Origin of the sequence: Reichenbachiella carrageenanivorans, from assembly GCF_025639805.1 — a bacterium.
GTDB classification, from domain to species: Bacteria; Bacteroidota; Bacteroidia; order Cytophagales; family Cyclobacteriaceae; genus Reichenbachiella; species Reichenbachiella carrageenanivorans.
The window spans coordinates 4,215,801-4,239,358 of the sequence record NZ_CP106735.1; the positions used below are offsets into that span (position 1 = coordinate 4,215,801).

The 23,558-nt window shown below is 42.3% G+C and carries 13 protein-coding genes; all 13 read right to left on the reverse strand.

Translation table 11 applies throughout. From position 1 onward, the window contains the following. Positions 1-151 precede the first annotated feature (151 nt). A complete protein-coding gene (locus N7E81_RS17040; protein ID WP_263050805.1) occupies positions 152-1,933 on the reverse strand; it encodes a DUF4955 domain-containing protein in 1,782 nt (593 codons plus the stop codon). Between the two features lie 201 nt (positions 1,934-2,134). Next, positions 2,135-2,962: a helix-turn-helix domain-containing protein gene (locus N7E81_RS17045; protein ID WP_263050806.1), complete on the reverse strand. Its 828-nt coding sequence runs from the start codon at positions 2,960-2,962 to the stop codon at positions 2,135-2,137. 39 nt (positions 2,963-3,001) lie between these two features. Further along, positions 3,002-3,748 carry a carbohydrate-binding family 9-like protein gene (locus N7E81_RS17050; RefSeq protein ID WP_263050807.1) on the reverse strand — a complete coding sequence of 249 codons (747 nt, stop codon included), beginning with the start codon at positions 3,746-3,748 and terminating at the stop codon, positions 3,002-3,004. A 21-nt stretch (positions 3,749-3,769) separates the two neighbouring features. Further along, on the reverse strand, positions 3,770-4,585 hold the full coding sequence (locus N7E81_RS17055) for an acetolactate decarboxylase (protein WP_263050808.1): 816 nt from the start codon (positions 4,583-4,585) through the stop codon (positions 3,770-3,772). A 141-nt stretch (positions 4,586-4,726) separates the two neighbouring features. Next, entirely contained in the window at positions 4,727-6,322 is a 1,596-nt protein-coding gene (locus tag N7E81_RS17060; protein ID WP_263050809.1) for a DUF4955 domain-containing protein, read from the reverse strand. Between the two features lie 84 nt (positions 6,323-6,406). Continuing rightward, positions 6,407-7,393 (reverse strand): Kelch repeat-containing protein, encoded by a 987-nt coding sequence (locus tag N7E81_RS17065; RefSeq protein ID WP_263050810.1) that lies wholly within the window; start codon positions 7,391-7,393, stop codon positions 6,407-6,409. Positions 7,394-7,499: 106 nt separating this feature from the next. Then, positions 7,500-9,260 (reverse strand): family 43 glycosylhydrolase, encoded by a 1,761-nt coding sequence (locus tag N7E81_RS17070; protein ID WP_263050811.1) that lies wholly within the window; start codon positions 9,258-9,260, stop codon positions 7,500-7,502. Between the two features lie 68 nt (positions 9,261-9,328). Then, complete coding sequence (locus tag N7E81_RS17075; RefSeq protein ID WP_263050812.1) at positions 9,329-10,447, reverse strand: glycoside hydrolase family protein; 1,119 nt, start codon at positions 10,445-10,447, stop codon at positions 9,329-9,331. A 3-nt stretch (positions 10,448-10,450) separates the two neighbouring features. Next, on the reverse strand, positions 10,451-13,681 hold the full coding sequence (locus N7E81_RS17080; protein ID WP_263050813.1) for a chondroitinase family polysaccharide lyase: 3,231 nt from the start codon (positions 13,679-13,681) through the stop codon (positions 10,451-10,453). Between the two features lie 2 nt (positions 13,682-13,683). Continuing rightward, the gene (locus tag N7E81_RS17085; RefSeq protein ID WP_263050814.1) at positions 13,684-15,225 is read right to left on the reverse strand and encodes a sulfatase family protein; all 1,542 of its coding nucleotides are present in this window, start codon (positions 15,223-15,225) and stop codon (positions 13,684-13,686) included. 43 nt (positions 15,226-15,268) lie between these two features. Next, entirely contained in the window at positions 15,269-18,589 is a 3,321-nt protein-coding gene (locus tag N7E81_RS17090; RefSeq protein WP_263050815.1) for a VCBS repeat-containing protein, read from the reverse strand. 92 nt (positions 18,590-18,681) lie between these two features. Beyond that, positions 18,682-20,211: a RagB/SusD family nutrient uptake outer membrane protein gene (locus tag N7E81_RS17095; protein WP_263050816.1), complete on the reverse strand. Its 1,530-nt coding sequence runs from the start codon at positions 20,209-20,211 to the stop codon at positions 18,682-18,684. Positions 20,212-20,224: 13 nt separating this feature from the next. Beyond that, positions 20,225-23,500 carry a SusC/RagA family TonB-linked outer membrane protein gene (locus N7E81_RS17100; RefSeq protein WP_263050817.1) on the reverse strand — a complete coding sequence of 1,092 codons (3,276 nt, stop codon included), beginning with the start codon at positions 23,498-23,500 and terminating at the stop codon, positions 20,225-20,227. Between the last annotated feature and the right edge of the window lie 58 nt (positions 23,501-23,558).

The following is a 23,558-nucleotide window of genomic DNA, read 5'->3' on the forward strand; positions in this document are numbered from 1 at the left end:
AGAATGTATGATGAAACAGCAAATAGGATGTATCAAAATCGTTCAAAAATGTATGAATATCATTCAATCGCACATCCTGTGCTATAGCGTATAAAAAAGGCCACTTTTCTTAAAGAAAAGTGGCCTTTTTTATACGCATGATTTCATGTAACTACCTCTGTTTCAGTCGATATTCTAATTGTGCTTGATACAATGACTCTGGCTGAACCTTTCCGGTATTGAGCGATTCTACATAAACCCCCTCATCTGTTCGGTCAGCAGGGCTACCCTCTATGACAAACTGCTTGCCTTCACCATAAAAACCTACCACAATAGAACCTGGGTAATACTTGTAGTGATCTGATTTTATTTCTTTGCCTTCTTTATAGTTTTTATAATATTGAATGATTTCTGCATACTGGCCAGTTGGGCTTGCCTCAATATTCCAAAACACATTGCCACGAGAGGCATTGGGTAAATTGTGCTGTGCTCCCGATCCTCTGATGGCATGAATTCCCTTAATATTTTCAAATAAATTATACCCCATTGGTGAAAAAAAACGATCCGAAAATCCATGAAAATCTATCTGAGCTTCGCCGTCTCCATCTTCATCTTTCAGCTCATAGGTCACATATCTAAACACATTGCCGTAGCCATTGCCCTCTCCACTGAGTATGTGTCGAAAATGAGTATTGATGGTTATATTCTCTATGAGATTGTCTTCTGAATGCCCATACAGTTTGATCCCTGCATGTCCATTGTACCCTCGTAGCGTAACCTCACTAATGGTCACATTTCTACTATCCTGTAGGTAAATCGCATTAGTAAAATTCTTAATACAAACGTTTTTTACCCACCCGTGCGCTACACGAGCCATATTGATGGCATTCCACCCATAGTCCATAATTCTTGATTCTCTTTTATCAGAATCCTCACAGCCATGATGACAAAATTCTCCATCCCAGCCACTTTCGAAACGTACATTTTCAATACCTATGCCTGTGAGCATAGGAGCCATAGCCACTACTGGCTCATAGATCATCGGCATGTCTCGACGCAAGGGCTGCACCAGTTCAATACGGTTTTCAGCATCTGCCGCCTTCACTTCTACCAAAACCTGATAACTGGCTGCCTGTTCTGGTCCAGCTTGTAAGGCCGCCCCCATATAGGACTCGAATGAGTCCATCGGACTCAAAAGATCCTTGATCAAATTACCATCTTCGGAGGTATTGTACATCCCCAATAAAAGAAAGTCTCCAGGTCGGACATCGATGGTTTGATCTAGGTAAATGACTGTATCGCCTTTCTTCGCTTCTTTGGCAAAAGACGCTATTGCTTCTGCTTCGTAGATGGTTCCGTCTTGATTGGTCTTGGCTTTGGCTTCTGCCAATGCGGATTGGTCTATTTTTCTACTTTTGAATCCCCACATTTTTTTGGTTCCCTGTATCTGATAACCTGTTCGAATCATAAAAGGAGAAATCCACGGGGACTCGTCCAGCTGGACAGTATTTGATCCGCTATAGAGTATGGTGCCATTTTCGTCTGTGCCTTCGCCACGTATCACTATATGATCATAGTCTATCGTAAGAAACTGCACTTGACTCGTATCCATATTAAAAGCATAACGTCCCTTTGGGAAAAATACTACACCTCCTCCTGCTTGTCCTATCGAATCCAAAAGAGCTTGTACAGGTATGGTCAAATCTTCGCCTGTATTCGGCATAATACCAAAGTGATTGACATTGATTAAAGAGCGGTCTTCTAATATTGTCTTTTCTCCATAGCCATAACCAGCATAAGAAAAATCTTGTAATTGACTCTTGATCGGATCATTTACAAAGTCATCATAAATCTTAGCATTAGGTGATGGTGGATGTTGACAAGTCGTATATAGGGTAACTCCTAAGATGACTAATAAGGCATATTTCATAGCGTGCTGGTTTTTGTCTTTCATATATTTTTCTCATTCTACCACTTAGCCACCAAATATAAAGTTGCCTACCTGTCCAACTGTTGCACGATCGTACAGAATATGAGACCTATCTGCCCAACTATATCGCTACAGTCTGAAATACTCTGGGTGTAGATATATGGCGCTAGGGCTCAGTGAAAACAAGCGTATTAGATCCCATACGGGGAAATTAAAAACAACCCGCTATGATTCATCTTCCATGTTCTTTCCTCTTTTTCTACGCTGCCGATACTTTCTGGCATAATCACTTGGGGTCATCTGATAATATTTTTTGAAATTGTCAATAAAAGGAGCCCTTCCTGAAAAACCCACCTGCAGGTATATTTCTGTCATGCGCATACCGCTCTCTCTGATGAGCTGAGCTGCTGTATGTACCCTAAAGGATCTAACCAATTCACTTGGAGTAGTGTCCATCAATTCATGCAATTTCCTATTGAGCTGTGTTCTGCTTACTCCTACCTGCTTGCTCAACATTTCAATAGAAAATGCATCATTTGAGAGGTTTTCGTTTACAATACGTTGTACCTCCTCGACGAATTTTTCTTCCTCTTCTGTATATCTATGATTAGCAACAAACCGTTGCCTCGCTGTATCCCTTCTTGCTTTTCGTTTTTTCACAAGTATTAAAATGAAAACTGCAAAAAAAAATGCCAGTACAGACCACAGCAAAACAACGTTCCAAAATGGAGGGATAACGACTATAGACAGTGAAGACTCGGGGGCATCCGACCAAACATGCAAGGTGTAAGTTCCCGATTCTTCACTCGTATATATTGCTATGGTATGTGTTTTATCTGTATTTTGATTATCCAGAAAAGCATAACTTTTCCCTGAATACAAGGTTTCACCTTCAAGGTTTAACTCCTGCATCGAAACTTGATCGGACAAATTACAACCCTCCAAAACCGTTTTATTCATACGATCATTTTCAAAAAACATGTCCTGGTTTTGGGACACACCTCTTCCTACAGCACTCATGACAATCACTAGGCAGTAGAGATAGGTTTTCATTTTTGAAGTCTTGTATTTTTCATATCCAAATCGCATCTATTATTCTACAAATTTCAACCAACCAAAATTGCTTGGGGTATGGATATTAGCAACCGAGTCTTCCAATGGAAACATGACGGATGACGTACGCCTTGTCCCAGAGACTTCGTTGCGATCTTGTCTCACGATCATCACTGTCCACTTTGCGCCAATTTCTGCCTTGACAAATGTTTTGGGATTGTGAAAAAGCTGGAGAGGCAAAGCCATTTCCATAGACCATCCCATATCTACATCCTCATTGTTATTTAAGGTACCTTGATAGTATACACCCAGCTCATAAGCTGGATTGTAGGATTTGACTACTCCAGATTTCCCATCAATAAACTGACTGACATAGATAAAGTCGTTAGGCGTTTTATACAGGTTGACTTCGAATCCAAAGTGCATCCTGCCTATACCTGAGGCTGGTGTGATAAAAACCTCCGCACAGTCATCGAAAAAGGTTTTACCATTTCTAGTTCTTTCTCTAGCTGTCAAATATTTGTCTTTACAGTAGAAAGAGATATATACATTTTCGTCATCCCAAAGCAACTTTACCTCCGTTTGCTGTCTGTCCGACGGCTGTTCTACTCCATAGAAATAGTCCAAAGACTTAGGCATCGTTTTTTGCCAAGCAGGTTCGTTTAGCTGACCATCGATAATTATAGCGGTATGAATGCGACTAGCATACACAGAGCCAGCAGGTTGGGACTGCACCTGCCATACACTGATTAGCCCTAGGCTTAAAAAAAGTAGTTTCCTTTTCATTTAGCTGCTTTTGTATACTTGTTACTTCTGGCATTGTAACTCCTTCTCAAAATTCCCTTGAAGAAACTCCTCAGAACGAGGCAAAACCAATTGATAGTCGTACATATAATCCATCTCAACAATGAGGTTTTCGGCTTCTACCTCCATCACATGCCCAGCAAATGCCCGATCCTCTGATACGACATGCAGATGATAGTTTGCCACATTGACATTCTCAACAAAATCTGGACAGAAGAAACCAACCATCGTTCCTTTAAAATTTTCACGTACGAAAACAGGGCGTTTTTGTATCAATACGTCTTCTCCTTCTGTGAAAGGCTGCCCTTGCTTGTGTAGTTTTCCACATTTCATTTTAGAAAAATGACCCTTGATTTTAAAAGCATAAAATATATTTTTAGAAATCATTTGAGCCTTGATCGCTTCTCTTAGCTGCTTGTAGTTGTTGATTTTGGGTAGTGCAAATGACTGATCTGTTTCAAAAAATGCAGCTGTCGCATACGCTATTGGGGTATGATCCTCCACGGTATTCACCTGACCGTTTTCAGAGGCTCGAAAGAGTATCCCGTTTAGCATAATCAGCTCTCCGTCCAAGTCGTCGTACGACCCCAAAGCCAAATCACCTTTCGTTTTCAGTTCCTTGGCAGTCAGTGCACTAGCAAATATTTTATTGACAAAAGCCTTCCATATAGAATAGTGATAGAGTACATCTGATTGGGCTGCACCTGCTCCTTCAGTAGCTGGCAGTGCTATATTCGTAGGCTCTTTTTGGTTTTGCACACACGCTCCTAACCCTACCAGTATTCCGATTATTAGTACTAAATAAAGCGTATGTTTCATGTTTTCAAGCTTAGGTTAATTGGTTTATCCGACATTTTGACCCTGCCACGAAGACTTGACAAGCAAAGTTTTTTCACCATTGGCTACCACACGGTCATCATCCATGCATGAAAAAGCTATGAATCGAAATTTTCTCATCCGCTATAGGGGTTCTTTCAAAAAATCTGGGATATCAAACCCTCTCAGCTTCAATTGCTGCACATACAAAGACGCTGGAGCTATAGGTGTACCTAAGCTCTCGATGTAGCCAAGGCTACTTGCATCAAAACTGGTGGGTACACCATGAAAACCCACTACAGTAGGATTGACTGCTGTAAGTGGGCCGTATAGCTCTTCTGGGGTATTTTCTAATAAATCCCAGAAATTGAAATTAGACACTGGCAAACCCGTTTGGTGATAGTTCCAGATCACCAATCCATCGAGATGGTTGGGTAGATTTGTATAATGAGCGCCATGACTCGGCTTGCCCACTCGATCCCCAGTAAATCCCCCTATTTCGCACTGATCAAACAAGGTGACCCTCGGGCTTTTCCCATGGAGGTTGATCCCTGAGTTTTTTCCTTTGAATTTAAAAATAACTGTGCCTACAGAAGCGTGTGATGTATTGGGGCCATGCCACTGCAGCGAATTGTCTTGGCAATAAGACATCATGCAGCGCGTACTCGATATAAAGCTGAAGCTTTCATGTCCCGAATTGCCAACAGTCTGGCATTTGAGCACCGTGCTAGACAAGTTGCTTCTAAACACAACCGCAGCGCTTACATTCCTAAATGTACAATTTTTCACCCATGAGTTTCTGCAACGAATCATTTGTAGTGCCTTGTAGCCCGCATCATGACGGGCATTTTTCAAATGCTCGAAAGGTTCCAAAAAATTGGCGGTAAAATTGATTTGCTCAAAACCACAATTAGAGATCATATGGTATTTGACAATACGCCAAGATTGGCTAATATCTACATCTACCAGCACTGGCGCTCGCAGTGTTACTACTTTTCCATCTACAGATTTCACCTCATGATACTCGTTTACTCTAGCTCCATTTACATTGATTTCCTCCCATACGTCTCGTGTTTTTAGACCTTCCAGCAATTGAGCATTGAGAAATGTGCCTTTTGCTTTGAGCAACAATACATCTCCTGAAGCCAAATCAGGTACTTGATCAAATATCATCTTATCATCCCCTTTTTGGATGTTAGCCGCCAGTCTAGCGACTAGTTCTGTTTCGATATGTTCTCCTTTAAAAACAACCTTAGCAGGTGTAGTCCATGTTTTAGTCGTATCACGAGGAGTCATGTGATCTTTCATGTAAAATTCCGTACCGCCACTTTGGTCCCCTTTTAGGATGATATTGCTAGATGTGATTTCCAGACTTCGCTGTATGGCTCGGGATTCACTCACTAAGAATCTCCCTTTAGGGAAAGTAACCACTCCACCACCAGCTTCTTCGGCGGCATCTATCGCCTGCTGAATACTTTCAAAATCTGAGATATTATCATCTGGCTTGGCACCAAAATCTAAAACATCGAATTCGGACAACCAATACTTAACGGGTATATCACTCTCACCAAAATCAAAACCTGCATATGAATAATCAACCAAATCCGAGGTCAGATGCTCCTCATTTTGGGCACGCCAGTAGGTATGCCACAGAGTCGATTCCTGCTGTACCTGTTTGTGCTGACATGCCAGAGCTAGTACACAAGAGGCTCCAAATACGATCAGGTTTTTAATTTTCATAGCGGGTTTTTCGAGTAATTATTTTTTTTTATACAGCTAGACTAATGATTCCAAATAGTAATAATCAGCGTAATTGAGGGTCATCTATTTTTTCAGTTCGAATACCTCGATGGAATTCATATTGCCTCCACCTCTCTTGGGACTGCCTGCTGCTAAGTAGATTTTGCGTTGGTACTGCACAGCCTGACTACCATGTCGTCCTACTACCAGCGGAGACCATGTCCTCCACTGCCTTGTCTTCACATCGAAGACTTGGGTCTCGCTGTGTGCTGTATCTTGAGCAGATTCTCCTCCGATATAAAAGATATAATCACCCCTACTCACTACTCCAGCACCAGCAGTAGCTATCGGCAATTTTTCTTTGAGGGTCACCCATTTGTTCGCATCGAAATCGTAGACATCTATATCGGAAACCGTAGCTCCAAAAAAAGCTGTAAAATCAGCTGGGTGATGTACACTAGTATTTCTACCTCCGATACAATACAACTGATTCTCTACTATCACAGCCGTAAAATGATCTCTGACATGAGGGGCTTTGGTCAACGCTGTCCATTTTGAGTTTCCCAAATCATAATAACTCATCGCATTGGTGGTACCACTGGTATGACCATAGGTGATGCCACAGACCACATATATCCTATTCGACCTCAATACCGCCCCTGCTCCCCCTCTTTGAAAAGCAGCAGGTATTTCGGATCCTTTTTCCCAAACATCTCTGGCTGGGTGATATATCCATACATGGCTGATGGGCACTTCCGTAGGGTATGGTCCTGTAAGTGCACTCACGATGTAGATTGCTTTTTGATATACGACTGGCTGAAAATGATGAAACTCTATTGGCGTATTGGCTTTTTGCTCCCACTCATTGGTGCTCGGATCAAATACATTGACAGGTTTGATCCCTCTCCCTCCCATCAAGTAAAACTTACCTTCAAACTCCACAAAAGCATTTTCGTGACGTGCCACTGGTTCGCCTGTAGCTGCTATGGCAGACCACTGGTAGTTAGAAAAATCACCGCTCTGTGCCTTGATGTTTCCCGAAAGGACAGCAGATATAAAAAGGCTTATCATTAATACCTTTTTATTTCGGCACATCGACCAGCTGGTCGCTCTAGTACGACCAGCCAGAGGATGTATAATGTGTTTTATGATTTTCAAAACCACTAGCATCAAATAGTTATTCTACTTGTTTGGTTATTTCACTAGGAGTAATTCCATTTTCATTGAATGATTCTATGGTGAAAAAATACGGCTGCTTACTATCCAAACTACGGATGGTCACTTCTGTATCGGTATAGACCATATAACTATGGTATAGCTTGTCGGGGTGCGAACCGAAGCTGATGTTGTAACCTGTAGCGTTATCAGACTTCGTCCATTTAAGCGTGACCATTCTACGGTCTTGGATATTTCTTTCTACTTCCAATTCATTTACTTTGATCGGCTCAGCTCCAGTACCTTTTCCAAATATTCTTAACCCTGAGATGGCAAAGTTGCCGTCTGGTACTTTCACATTTTTGATTCTGATGTATCGGTAGCTTACAGGTTCCGAAAGTTGGGTATAATCATGCGAACGATCATTGTCGTTGTCAGACTTATCTAGCACCATCTGCCAGTCGGTTTTATCATCAGAGCCTTCTACCACATACTGGTGACGCAAGCCCTGCTGGCGATTTAGTATTTGTGTATTGTACTCTGCAAAGTTGGCCTGAATGGCATAAATGCTACTCGACTCACCTAAATCTACACTCAGCCACTCTCCTGCAGCTCCACTCTGTGCGGCCCAATAGGTACGGATGTTTTCGTCGTTGGCATGGGCAGGAGCAAATGAATCGACCGCCGAAGAAACTTCAACAGGCTTATTGTAGGACAAGAGCATCCATCCTGGGAAAATTTCATCGAAGCTTTCTATGCGTTTGTTCGGGATAATAATCGGGTAATCTCCATATTTATTGACTGTATGAAGCACTCCATCCGCATCGAAAAAAGCAGGGTAAAAACCGATTCGACGTTCAAACTTGTGCTTGACCGAAACCGAAATAGTACCAGTATGCCAGAGGTTGCCATAGTCGTCGTAGAACGTACTACCATGCCCTGCTCCACACGCAAAACCTTCGGGCTTGTATGAAAATGGGTTGTTGGAAGCCAAAGTAAAAGGCCCAAGTGGGTGGTCAGATTCATAGACCCCATCGGCATACGATTTTTCGCGTGTGCCTGGCGCCGAGTATTGCAAGTAGTATTTGTCGTTGTGCTTATTCATCCAAGAGCCTTCCAGCCAGGGTGCATTGTCATACTCATCGTTGTAGTCTCCACGCACTTCAAAACCTAGCTGCGCTGGATTAGGAAAAATCGTTTCGCTGGTTTCGCTTAAAAACTGAAACGTCTCCTTGTCTATCTCTGCGGCATAGAGCGGTTTCACATTTGAGCAGCCCCAATACAGGTACAATCGATTGTCTGTATCGAGAAAAAAAGCAGGGTCTTCTACTGCAAAAGGCAAGGTATGGCTGGCTTCCCACTTGCCACTCTTAGGGTCTGAAGAGCTATAGACTTTGTTGTTTTTCTTAGAGGAAACGGCCAAATAGATTTTGTCTCCGAGTACAATAGTCGTGGGTGCATAGTCTTCAGTTGGGATCTCGTTGGTCTCTACGAAGATCCAATCAGCTAGATCTTTCGAATACCAATATCCCCCAGATTTGGAAGCAAAAAGGTAATATTCACCTTTAAATTTGATTACCGTAGGATCGGCGGCTTCTCTCCGAGAAGGCAACTCTGGCCTAAACCTATAGCTTAGATTCATCGGGTTACTAACGGTTTGAAAGGATGGTGCTGTCTGCACGGATACCTCCTTAGATTGATCTGACACGGACTGTGTACCACACCCCCAAGCTAAAAACACTAATGAGTACCATACCCACTTACACATACTATACTTTCTCATATCACTTTTTATTTTCACTAATTAATCTTCTCTACTAGGCTTAAGGCCATTTTTTTCTTGTATGCAAATCAATACCCTGTGATTTCTTTTACTTTATTAAAAAAACTCTTTTTTCGGTCAGAGTTGATTTCCCAGCTCACAGGTACGGTTTGAAAACCATTTTCAAAAGCTTCTCCTTCTTTTCTGAAATCAAAATACCCCCAAGAAGTATAAGCCTTCACGGCATTAACCATGTTGTTGCTCTCTGCATCAAAATCATAATGATCATCCTCATTGAATAGGATTGGTTTGGGGGTGTAGCCCTGCACATTTCTAGTTTCTTCCACCAGGGTGTAGATGTCTTCGGGATGCTCCATTTTGTTGCCATGAATCAGAAGGAAATCTGCGATTTCGACCACATTAGACTGTGGTGCTCTTCCTCCACGGTAACTGGTACTGGTTAGCAATCTGTACCCGTCTTTTTCTATGCCTTGTACTCTGGCTACCAACTCATGTATCCGCTCTGCAGTCAGGATGCTGTGCTCATACTTAGGATAATCCACTTCATTGCCTATCTCTACGAGTATGTTTTTGTACCCCTTATTTAATAGCCAGTTGGTGATATTGTCTACCCCGTTGATCACTGCCATTTCATCAGCGAGTACCTGATCTTGTCCAAAATAGAAATAACCCAAAATAACCACCATACCCAATTCATCTGCTTTATCTAAAACCTTGGTTAATCTAGCCATATAAGCAGGCCGCAGATTACCCAACGAATCGAAGGTAGAGTTAATGCTATTGAGGTTGCCATATCCCATGGGACTACCGCCTTGTAGGTTGAGCGTGAAAGCCAATAGACCGTGGCGCTTCCATTCAGGCATAGCTGCCACAAACTCAGCCGTGTTTCTTTCTGGATCCCAAATCCCTGTATCTGGATATTTGAACCTACCAGCCGATTCAGGGTTGACATCATCATAAATGCCCTGTACCATTCTGGAATTCATCAACAAGCCTTCAATTTTATGACCGTTCCAATACCGTCCTTTGTAGGTTAGCTCTCCATTGATATAAAATTGTTCTCCCTTGATCGTCACTTCGGTACGTGCCGGAGCATCTGTTTTATTTGTACACTGAAAGAGTGTACCTGCTCCTACAATCAGTGCTACAGCAACAGCAGCCACGTTTATTATTTTTAAATTTCTCATCTTTTACTTTTTAGGGGTCAATAGTACTTCTGCGCTCAATCCATCTCTACACTCGAACTCGATCACTGTTTCCGACCTATTGGTACTCAATACTTTTACTTCTTTTATTTCAGCAGTTTCTATCCATTTGGTTTGCTCAGCTATAGCCCATGAGCCTCTCAGCGTGAGCCGAACAGTATGCGGGCGACTAGGCCAAAAGAACCACTCATGCTCATAGATAGACAGCTCTACTCTGGAACCATCAGGCAGGCGATCATCCTGTCCTTCGTAGATATTGAGATCTGGATCGGCCACGGATAGCCTGAGTAGATTGCCTTCCGACTCAGTGATAAAGGTCGAAGACTTATTTACTGCTTTGACGGTTCCTTTTTTGAAACCCAATCCTGATGGAGCATAGACCGCATAGGCTGTAGACTGCCCCTTGGCCCAGTGAACAACATGCGCATTTTCATCACTTTGCAAAACGCTAAATGGCGGCGTCTTCTCATTCATCTCAGTAGCAAATGTCTCCATTTTAGCTGGTGTAGCATCGGCCATCACGATGTATTGATAAGACGCTTGATCTGGCGCTGAGCCATGGTTGATATAAGCAGATACAAAATCTCCACTCAGCTCTTTCTTACCTATAGCATCAGGATTGGTCTGTGTGTTTCTATAAAACTGAATCCCCTTTTTCATCATCTCACCAGAAAGAAAATACCCTGATCCTCTACTATCGATTGCCCAAAATGATTGATTTCCAATCATTTGTTTTTCTATAGGAAAATCGGACAGACTCCCCTCCGAAGTAGCAGTAGGTAGACTGGTATCTACCAGTGCTGTTTGAAACAGGGTGGTTTCTACATCATGTGCTGTCAAGCCACTGGTAATATCACTTCCTATACAAACGACATATTCCCCGAAAAAGAAATAAGATTTTTTTCCTGTAAAGGACTCTAAACCAAACTTATCATGTCCTTTGAACTGAAAGGCGTACAAACCTAATCCAGTAGTAGACGAAACCCCACCGCTAAAGGCTTGATCGCTCAATAAGTACTCTCCTCCTTCGTCTCTTACCTGCCCTGGGTTGGTCTCCATCTGATCATAAGGCAAACGAACAGTCGTACTGCCTGGCCACCTGTGCCAATCAAACCCTGGCACCCAAGTAGTACCATCAGACGGGGTAGAACTATCTAAACTGCTCGGGTAAGCAATATCTAAATAACCATGGGCTATGTACAATGGATAGGCAAAAAAAGAAGATCCCCAACTCTCGAATGGTATCACGTACTTGCTATGCCCACGAACGGTGATCATCCAATCATTTTGCTGTCGTCTGATACCCACATTGGAATAAGGCAACATCTTGAATCCTACATATTGAAAATCACTGGTAATTTTATTCCTTCGTTCTATCTTGTCTAGCCAATATTGAAACTCAGGTTTATACGGTTTCTCTTTTCCTATTAACTCTAAGTATTCTGACTCCATCACTTCGTCTCGTGCTGGACTAGCCAGAGCCATCAAAGCTGGTATAATGTAAAACTGTTCGTTTAACTCATAAATACTGAAACGTATGGAAGCAAAAGCCTTGGGGGCTTCGCGTTTTTCAGTACCAAATAAACCTAAATAGAGTGTCTCTACAACATTACTCATTCGATCATAGGCAGGCTGAGTAGCTGAAAATGACGTAGATGACAACATATACAGAGTAGCTACCGTACCAAAAACTGCACGCCCGCCATACCCGTAGGCATGTCCTGCATGATGAAAAACAGTACCGTCTGGTTTGAAAGTTTCGTCTAGTGCATGAGCATATGCTGTAGTGATATTTGAAAAATAGGACGAAAAATGTTTTAAGTCTCTGGCTTTTTCTGGGGAATCCTCCATCAATAATGCTGTAGTAAGCCGCTGACTCAAAAGCCCTTGCGATTCATCAGCATTGATACCCGTTCTGCCTTCGAAGCCATAAACATATGCTTCGTTGTACACCTGATTGAAGCTATAAAACCACTTACATATTTCAATGGCTTTGTTGAGCTTATCATGCTTGAGTAATACCTCTTTCATCAGAAACATGGCTGGTGCATAAGCACGTATGCAATAAGAATAATGATGCATCCAACCCAACCCTGCTCCTGTATCGAAGCCTTGGTCTATTCCGTAATCGAACAGGTCGATAAACATGCTTTCGAGTTCTTTTTTAGATGTCTCCGAATTAGTCCAGCGGTAGGCTTTTGCCAAATCCCCCATGAGGGCATCAAATTTGGTTTTCCAAATCATCACCCCTTCCAATAGCTCCTTGTTCGACATATCCATTTCGTTGAAATGGTCTGTCATGATGTGCGATTTAACCAAAGGTCTACCATAAATCTGATCACCTGATCTGGTAATCTCAAAAGCCTCGAACCGCTTGCGAATACCTGCTATTTTTTGTTCGTTCCATTTTTGCTGCTCGTAGGCGGGCAACCAAAATTCCAAGGCTTGCGCTTCCAACGTTCTGAAATCCGCCACTACTTCATCAGTCAAAGGCTCTAGGGGAAACGTAGGCCTATACTTACTGTATTCGTACAAAAGATGTGGGTACTGCGACACCAGTCTAGGATGCATATCTATTTCTGGCAATTGAGGATTGGGGTTGACTGTACGAGGATTCATGGGTACAGATAGCCCCATCACATCTAAATAAAAAGTACCACTACCTGTAGCAGGTGCATTGATAGTCAATCTGGTCATGTCCTCTCTTGGTACGCCACGCATGTCTCCTCTGTCGTAGCCTACTACTACCGTGCGCCATCCTTTAAAATTGAGATTATAATCAAATTCACAATCCACCTCATCTCCTCTTCCAAACTGGAATCGAATGCGCTGATTGCTCGCCTTGTCGTTGTATATCCATAGAAAAAAACCTCTTGGAGGTGCTAAAACTGGGTTTTTCTCACTCCCTCCGTGGCCATTGCTAAGCTTACTCAAGTCTGTGACCAATCGCTGTTTTTGATATCCTATGGGTGTATCGAAAGTCAAAACGGCATTGCCCGACCAATCCCACTTCAAGGATTTTTCGCCATATTTCATCCGCAGGGTGTCTATACTTATGCGCCCCCCTGTAGACTCAAGCCCTGCAGGTATGCCTTCTTCAAAACTCTCCATCACTCGGACAGGTGTCTGCACATCCTGACCATGAGCTGATAGGCATACACCTAGTACAATGGCTACTAATAATTTAACTTTCTTCCCCACTTTCAATACACTCATTATTAATTATAATTTAAAAAATTGGACGCTACTTTTTCTTGATACCACCTGTCGTTGGTCTGTTTCAATAGACGCTCAAGCGAAGATTTCAATTCACCCCCCACAGTACTGTTTAGTTGTTCAAAAGCTATTTTCTCCAGTTGATTGGGATCCTTTTTATTGTCATAACAATAAATTTCGGATGCTTGATTTTTGTCTTCTCTAACTACAAAAGTATAATCGCCCGTGAAGACTCCACGTGTTTTATAATTCATAATGAGAACGGCTTTGGGTTTTTTGTTTTCATTTTCTTCTGGTTTTTTAATGACATCCGCATAGTTTGTACCTTGTACCTCTGCAGGGATTCGGTTTTCCATACCTGCTAAAGCTACTAACGTGGGCAAGACATCTGGTGCGCCCATAATGAGGTCTTCTACCCGGTGCTTGAGTTTGTCTCCCCATTTCACCACAAATGGAATATTGAGCGATTCGTTTTCTGGTACATTTTTGCCACGCTTGCCATGGCTACCGAGCATTTCTCCATGGTCAGATGAAAAAACGATGATGGTATTGTCGGCTATGCCCATAGCCTCTAGCTTGTCCAATACAAGACCTATATAGTAATCTACAGCACTCACATTGGCAAAGTAATAAGGGGCATACTGCCCTATTTCATGATCTGCATTTTCATGCGTAAGCAGTCTATCCAGATCGACCTCACCATTGTCAGTGTACTGATCAAAATACTCCATTTTGGTACTTTCCTCTGTCCATGGATTGTGAGGAGGATTAAGCGACCAAATCATAAAGAAAGGCTTTTCTGTATCTCTCTGTTTGTGTGTATTGTCTAGGTAATTGATAATATTTTCTGATTCAAACTCCGCAGAGAACCGTTTGGGGTAGAATAGTTCTCCGTCTTTTTTCCCACCGATGATTTTAGGGTCACTAGCATAGACCAACGGATCGAAGTGTACGTCCTTGAGTACCTGACAGAAATAGTCAATACTGTGACGGTCTGGCCCTTGAGGGATGTAGGTATCATATCGGTTGATATACTCCCCACCAGGAGGGTCTGTAGTGCCATGATAAGTACCATTAGCATCAAAAAGTGGTTCATTTTTCAACCAATGGCATTTGCCAAAATAGGATACATTGTACCCTCCTTGGGCAAACACATCTGTAATCGCTGTCACGTCAGATCTCAAGGAAGACTCCCTGTCCATCCGACAATTGTTGGTCGCCCCATTGGTATCTGGATACATGCCTGAAAGCATCATGGCACGATATGGACTACAAAGCGGAAAATTGCTTACTGCCTGACTAAATACGACCCCTTCTGCGGCCATTTTATCCAATGCAGGTGTGTTTACTGGGTCTGGATTGCCTTGCAAGTGCTGGTCATAGCCAGGCTGTGACCAGATGCCAAGACTGGAGTTTCTAAACTGGTCTGGAAATATAAAAATCACATTTGGCTGCTGCTCTTCTACAGCTGATTTTTGAGACCCACAACCCGACAGGGCGACTATCAGCACATAGGCTATAGTCAACAAATTAGCTTTCTTCATAACTGATTGATCTATCTTTTTTTATTTTTTTCAAGACTCATTTCTATAATATTCGATGTAGTTGGTACGAACTATTGTTATTGGCCGTGAGTACCGATCGTCCACCATCTGCAGTACGAATCAAATGCAAGCTTCTCACATCTTGATCTAGCTTCCACCCGGTCTGGCTATAAGGTAAACGCTGCAATCTACCATTGGGGCTACCCATCAGTACTTCTCCATTACCAGCATCCATTCGGGTAGTTTCTATTTCCATCATGTAATTATTGCCAGCGAGTATCAGATCCTTGTGCCCATCCTCATTGAGATCTGCGACCAGAATGCTGTTGATAGGGAAAGCCTGACAGTGATTGGTAAACGGCTCAAAATCAAACCCATTCCCTTGATTTCTAAATATCCCAGATCTAAATTCTACTGCTTGATAATGAATGGCTGTTTGGATACCTGCCCCCACGATTTCGTCGAAATCTCTATGGGCAAAATCACTATAAGAAGTGATAGATCTTGCCAGCTGCGGTAGTTGCTGTGTAGAGCAATTCTTGCCCCGAACGGGGACTTGCCTGTCTTTGTAGTATTTTACTAAAAACACATCTTCTGTACCACTTTGATCAAAATCATTAGCATACACATGGTAGGGTTTGTCTATAGCGGCGTGATGCTTGCTGTTGAGTCCCAGGTTGCCTGTCACTATATCCAGATCTCCATCTTGATCTATGTCGTCTACGACCAGTTGATTCCACCAGCCTACTTGCTGTGCTAAATTTTCATACGATGTACTCCTTCTCAATTTCCCTTGGGTATTAACCAAGACTTCGATGCCCATCCACTCCCCTGCTAAAATCAGATCATCGGTTCCATTTTGATCAATGTCTGCCCATTGAGCACTTGTGACCATACCTAGGTATGCTAGCTCTGGTGCCAGCTCTACAGTTTTGTCTTTGAACGTTCCTTTTTCATTGATTAGCAAAAAGCTACGTGGGGCATGTGGGTATTTGCTAGGGATCAGTCTCCCTCCTACAAACAAATCAATATCCCCATCTTGATCGTAATCTGCTGGCACCACTACACTACCCGACTCCACCATAGCAGGCAGTGCCTCTTGCTGACGTAGAAAATTGCCATTTCCGTCGTTTGCATACAGCCTATCCTGCAACGCGGGATGACCGATAGGATATTCGTAACTCCCACTGACGACATACAAATCCTGATCCCCATCCTGATCTGCATCAAAAAATACCGCCGCTACGTCTTCGTGTCGCTGGTCGGATTCAAAATCAGGTGTGACTATCGGGTGAAACCCATCTTCTGTGCCCATTAATATTTTTCCTGAAAAGGAACGAGATCCTCCCAAATACAGGTCTTCTATCCCATCGCCATTGATATCTGAAGTAGCCACAGCAGGTCCCATTTGTGACAATTTGTAGGGCAGCAATACCTGATCGACATAATCGTCGTACAGTATTTCGTCATGTGTTTCTCCTAATGTTTGCTTGGCAAATAAAGGCTTGGTAGCTGTCTCTGATTTAGGTTCGTTGATGGCAACGGTATAATCTACCGTCAAAAGTTGATTAGGGACTACTGATCTAATCGTCTGTGTCTTGCCATCAGGCCAAGTGATTTCGACCTGATGAATCTGATTTGATTTGGAAAACCCAAAATGGAGTGTATTGGATACTGAAGATAAAAAACCTCTGCTATTGATCAATTGCCGAACTTGACTGGTCTGATTTTCGAAGGTTACTTTGGCACGCACTCCTATGCCATTGCGGTTGTGAGCAGGACCTTTGAACTGCAACTTCAAATATTGTCCTAAGCCTAGCTCTATGGCTTCATTTTTTAGAATGGTGGCTTTGTCGTTGATATTGTTGACCACGATTTCCAGATCACCGTCATTGTCTAGGTCGGCGTAGATGGCGCCATTGGAAAACGTGCTCAAGGTATCCGCCCAAGTCTGTGTCATGTTTTCAAAGGTCAGGTCTCCCCTGTTTCTAAACAGGTAGTTGTTCATCTTCTGCTGGGGTAACATCTGGGTATATTCCAAAAATTCTGCGTCGGATGGTTTGCGCCCTCTTTTGCGTGCAGTCATCCCTATTTGAATATTGGCATCCTGATCTATGACATCACGAAACACGCCATTGGTCACATAGATATCATTGAATCCATCGAGATCAAAATCTGCTAATAATGTTGCCCAGCTCCAATCGGTATTGGCCATACCTGCTAGCTGCGCTATTTCACTAAAAGTGCCATCTCCATTGTTTCGCTGGAGCATATTGTGCATGTATTGATAATGATATCCTTGATCCACCATCTGGTGAAACTTGGCTGGTGAGGTCATCGACATCGTGGTCTTGGCTCTGATATAATCCTCTGGGTTCATATCCAAAACCATCAGATCCATCTGAGTATCATTATCCAGGTCAGCCATGTCGCTACCCATGCTATAATATGACATATGTTTCACTACTTTTTCTGCTGCTTCGCTAAAAGTGCCGTCTTGATTGTTGAGAAAAACGAAATCAGGATATTCCAGATCATTGCTCACATATATATCCAACCATCCGTCTTGGTTCAAATCACCTACTTGCGCATGGAGGCCAAATCCTCGATCTGGCAGGATACCCGAACTGGCGGACACATCGACATATTGATGGTTTCCTTCATTGCGATAGAGTTTGTCGCTCCCTTTTAGCGCAATGGTGGCTTGGTCTGTTTTTAGGTCTTCTATGGGGTAGATATTTCTATAATCGGAGGTGACCTCAGGTGAGTTAACAAGATACATATCTAAGTCTCCGTCCTTGTCATAGTCGAAAAAAGTAGCCATCACGGATCGATTAGCATCGTCTAGGCCATATTCATTCGCTCGTTCGGAAAAGGTCAAATCGCCATTGTTGATATAAAGCAAATTGGTATACAGGTCTTCGTCTGGCAGCCAACCAGCTCTGCAGATATAGATATCCAAAAATCCATCTTGATTGACATCTACGATTGTGACTCCTGCATCAAATCCATCGGCATGCGTTATGCCTGTGGTCTGACTGATATTTTTAAATTTTAAATTTCCTTGGTTTAGGTATAGTTGATCGGCTTGAGTGTTGGACACGAAGAAAAGATCCTCTAGTCCGTCGTTGTTGAAATCGGCACTGGCTACGCCTCCACCCATGTAGGCATAGATGTATTGATAATAGTGATAGTCTTCAGATTCAATGATGGGGTTTACAAAATTCACTGAAGTGCTACTGGAAGGTAAATAGGTAAAAAGCTGTGGTTTAGACTCCTTATGAGTTGTAGGGTCGCAGCTCATCAGCACGCTCATATACCATAAGGCCATAAGTAGATTAAATACGTTTTTCTTTCCCGTCATTTACTTTCCGCTTCTGTTCTTTATTCTTAGATTGATAAGACACCCCGTCTAAGCCTGAGGCCTAGCCGGGGTGTACATTTTTATACTAATGACTATTTTGAATCTGCCAAATGAGGAGCTTTATCTATTTCTTCTTGTGGTATAGGAGCGAAATAGTTGTCTAAGCCTAGGCTTCCTACGATAGCGTTCGATTCGAGCGGCGACCTGTCTGACAATGCCGTCTGAACTTGCTCCATTCTCACTAGATCGTACCATCTTTCGAACTCTCCTGCTAATTCCCATTTACGCTCAGTAAATGCCAAATCAGCTAAGTTTCCATCCGCAGCAGTCAGATCATCTGGGTATGTAGACGTATATGGCAGGTGGCCTAGCGCACGTCTTCTTACCTGATTGAGGGCGTCCCAAGCAGCGGCATCATTAGCACCTGCTCTCCCTGTAGCTTCAGCATAAATCAATAGCACTTCAGCATATCTCATAAAGTAGCGATTTACATTGGTGGTTGTATTTCTACTCCATGCAGGTATTTCAGACTCCAGTCCTGTCACCTTTACGATCATCGGTTGTTGTAATTCTTGGAAAGAAGTATAGTGCAAAGAAGAGCCATCCTTCAATGTAAGAGATTCTTTGAAAGTAGCGTCTTTGCGAGGACCTGCAGGCATATCATTCATAAACTTGATTTCTGCGAATGTTTCGTTCCACCCTTGTGCATTTATAGGGTATCCTACTCTTCCTACTGCTCTATTGCTAAACTGATCATCGCAAGGCTGACAGAATACCAGTGTAAAAACGCCTTCTGTATTGAATCTATTTGCATCCTCCTGTGACCAGAGAGAAAGCATATCATCTACCATCATAAAGTCATGTGCACTCGCATTGTCAATCACAGACTTAGCCGTACTAGCCGCTAAGGCATATTTCGAATTGTCCTTTAAGGGATAACCACCCCAGTACAGATACAACCTAGACAAAAATGCATTTGCTGTGCCTTTGTTTGCTCTGGCTCCTACTCCTACAGATTCGGGATGCAAGTCTGGTAATAAAGCAGCTGCTTGTTTGAAGTCAGATTCAATATGCATATAAACATCTTCAATTTCTGACAATCCTAAATTCAAGTCAGGAAGTGCACTTAAGCTCAGAGGTACCTTGCCAAAGGTTCTAGTCAAGAACATATAAAGCATCCCACGCATAAAATACGCTTCTCCTATTCGGACATTAATCTCATCTAGATCTCCCCCTACGATGGCATCTTTTTGTTCGATGATATTGTTTAGTGCCCTGATAGGCTCATAATATCCATTCCAACTATCATTTAATCGTTCGGTAGTAGGAATTACGTTTCGCTGATCAAAAGCTCTGAACCCAGCTTTATTTCTACCGGGGTGAGTAGTGATGTCATCACCTCCATACCCTGCAATGTAAAAAGTACTTGCATTAGCATAATTCTGAATAGATCTATATACCCCTACAATGGCTGCATCTAGTGCCTCTGGTGAGGTCATTACCTCTGGCGACAATAATGCTTCTGTTGGGTCTTCATCTAGGTCTACACAACCATACGATACAGCCAACAATGCGACTAATGCCAAATATTTTACTCCTATTTTTTTATATATACTTATCATGATGATTCTTTTTTTAAAGGCCAATGTTGATTCCTAAAGTATAAACACGAGGGTTTGGTATGGCTCCAGCATCCAAGCCAGTTACCGTATCTCGACCATCGGCGATGGCTTCTGGATCGTAGCCAGAGTAATTGCTAAATGTAAAAGCATTTCTAACACTCGCATATACTCTCAAAGAAGTCAACCAATCCATTTTAGGAAGGTTATAACCTAGGGTGATGTTACTCACTTTTACAAAATCCCCTTTTTCTACAAATCTTGTAGACTGGATCAAATCTCCTGAAGCAGGAACATTGGTGGGATTCGCTTCTGTCCATTGGTTGATAAAGTCTTTTCCTGTAGGGTTGTTGATACCACCAGTGGTGAAACTCGTATAGGCTCTTGTTACATTCAGGATATCATATCCATGAGCTCCCGTGACTAAAACATTCAAATCAAATCCTTTAAAAGTCACTGTACTGTTGAAGCCCCAGTTGAACTTTGGGGTACCATATCCAATGATTCCTAACTCTGGTACTCCTGCAGTATCCAGTTTATACTTAGCAGTTCCTGGCTGGATATTATCAGCCAAATTGTCTAGTGAATCTTGAACAGAGTACACACCTAAATAGGTCTGCCCATAGATAGCACCTAAAGGCTCTCCTACTTTGTAGATATGTGTACCTAGACCATTGCCTGCCAATGTATTTGGCCCTGCGACTTGCTGCTCTAGTCCTCCAAGGCTAATTACCTCATTGTGGTTGAGTGCTCCTGTCAAAGTAGCATCCCAGCTTAATCCATTCGTATCTATGATGGTAGATGATAATGCCATTTCAAAACCAGAGTTTTGTACCTCTCCTAGATTCACTTCAAGTTTGGCAGCAGTGTTGGCGCCGACAGCATACCCAGGCAATGGCCTACTTAAGAACAGGTTGTCTGTGTTTTTCTTATAATAATCTAGAGACAGTGTTAATCTTCCTTTGACCAATCTAAAATCCAAACCTGCGTTCAGCTGTTTGGTAGTTTCCCAAACTAAGTCTGGGTTTCCAATACGCCCAGGAGCCAATCCTATTGATATGTCAGTACCATTAACAGGGTAGTTCACATTGTCTGGGTCATCGTCTAACCTAGAATAGGTCACATAGTTGGCTACATTTTGGTTACCCGTGACGCCATAGCCTACTCTTACTTTGATGTCTTCAAGAAAACCTGTATTCTGAATAAATCCTAAATCTCCCATGTTGTAAGCCACAGCCAAAGATGGAAACACATCTGCCCGTTGGTCTTGTCTAAATCTTGATGATTCGTCTCTTCTCAAAGTAGCGGTGACAAGCAATGCGCTATTGAAGGTGTACTCTAGTCTTCCTAGCAAGGACCTCACAGCACTTCTACCATACGAACCTTCTACTGTTCTATTTTGAGCCAACTGAGCTTGTACAAATCCTGCAGGGAAAAGATAGTTCTCTGCTAAAAAATTGGCTCCTCTTGTCTCATTTTCCGTGATTTCGTAGATTCCCATCATTTTAATGTTGTGATCTCCGAATGATTTCTGGTAGGTCAGAATGTTACTACTTTGGAAATTTGTTCTCTGATTGCCACTATATCCTGCACGTGCTTGCTGACTACCACTCGATTGGTAAATACCCAATTCGCTATAGCTTTCGCTGTGAAGGTTTAATGTAGATAATCCCAAAATTGTGCTCACTGTTAATCCATCTATAATTTCATAAGACAAATTCAAATTGGCATTGAACCGATCTTGCCAACGGTAATTGTTTCTGAAGTTTTGATCATGCACAGGATTGGTTCTTTGGGTACCATAATCTGATTCTACATAGGGAATCCCATTTTCATCAAAAAGTGGTTTAGTGGGATCATATGTCACAGCGGAAAGTACTCCTGACCGTACATCACCACTGGCTCTATAGCCATTTCCATTAGAGTTAGTCACCAGGTTTTTGGTCGTCTCACGACTAGCAAAGAGGTTTAATCCTACTTTCAATTTATCAGTGACATCTACATCGATATTGCTACGAAGGCTTTTTCTATTGTAGTCTGTATTGATAATCATTCCTGTCTGATTCACTAGGTTGGCAGAAATAAAATAGCCCACTCTACCTTCTTTGCCTGCTACAGAAGCTTGCATGTTATCTGTAATTGCAGCTTGAAAATACTCCTGATTATAGTCTACAGGATTGGTGGTAGACAAAACAGTATCTGGAATAGAATGAGCAAACTGATCTACAGACATGAGGTAATCCAATTTTTGTGGTCTTTCTGAGACACTGTGGAAGTACTCAATATTAACCTTAGGAGCTCCTGTACCCTTTCTTGTAGTGACCAAGATCACACCATTGGCTCCACGAGCACCATAGATAGCACTTGCCGAAGCATCCTTTAGCACATCGATAGATTGAATATCGCTGGTGTTCAAAGAGCTCAGACTTCCACCAATGACACCGTCTATTACGATCAGAGGATCATTGTTTCCTGTGATTGAATTTGCACCACGAATTCTAATTTTGATGTCTCCTCCAGGAGTACCAGCTGGATTAGTAATCGCTACACCAGCTGCACGCCCCTTCATGGCATCTTCTACTCTAAATACTGGCTGCTCTCTAAAGTCTTCGGCTGTGATTTGTGAAATGGCTCCAGTAAGATCACTCTTTTTCTGAGTACCATATCCTACTACAACTACTTCTTCCAATTGCTCTGCATCTGGGTCTAGTTGCACATCGATCGTACTACGACCTGATACAGGCACCTCTTTGGACAAATAACCGATATATGAAATTGCTAAAGTGGCTCCCTCTGATACGGATATTTTATAATCTCCATTAAAATCAGTAACTGAACCATTACTAGTCCCTTTTTCGATAATAGTAGCCCCAGGCAAACCTGTTCCCGTCTCATCAGTCACTCTTCCTGAAATCTCAATTTGCTCCAAAGCTACAGTGAGACGTTCCGTATGTTTACTTTTTCGAGGACTGATATTGATATTGTTGTTTACTTGTTTGAACTGTAAATCTGCCTCCTTAGACACTTTAAGTAAAACGTCTCCTACCGAAGCGTTTTTAGTATTCACATTCAATTTGGTTTTATTAGCAGTCATCTCTTGGCTGCTGTAAGTAAACTGATAATCAGTCTGGGATTCGAGTGCTTGGATCAGTTCTAACACACTCGCATTTTGGAGTTCTAGGTCTACCGACACCTCCTTTACACTAACGGCCTTTTGAGCCTCTAACTCGCCTGCCAGGAGCAAATTCATGCACAGACATTGAGTGATTACACCAACTAGTGATACTCTCATGGCAAATGTTTTTAGTCTTTGTAATTTGTTTATCATACTTTTGTTAAGATTAATTAAA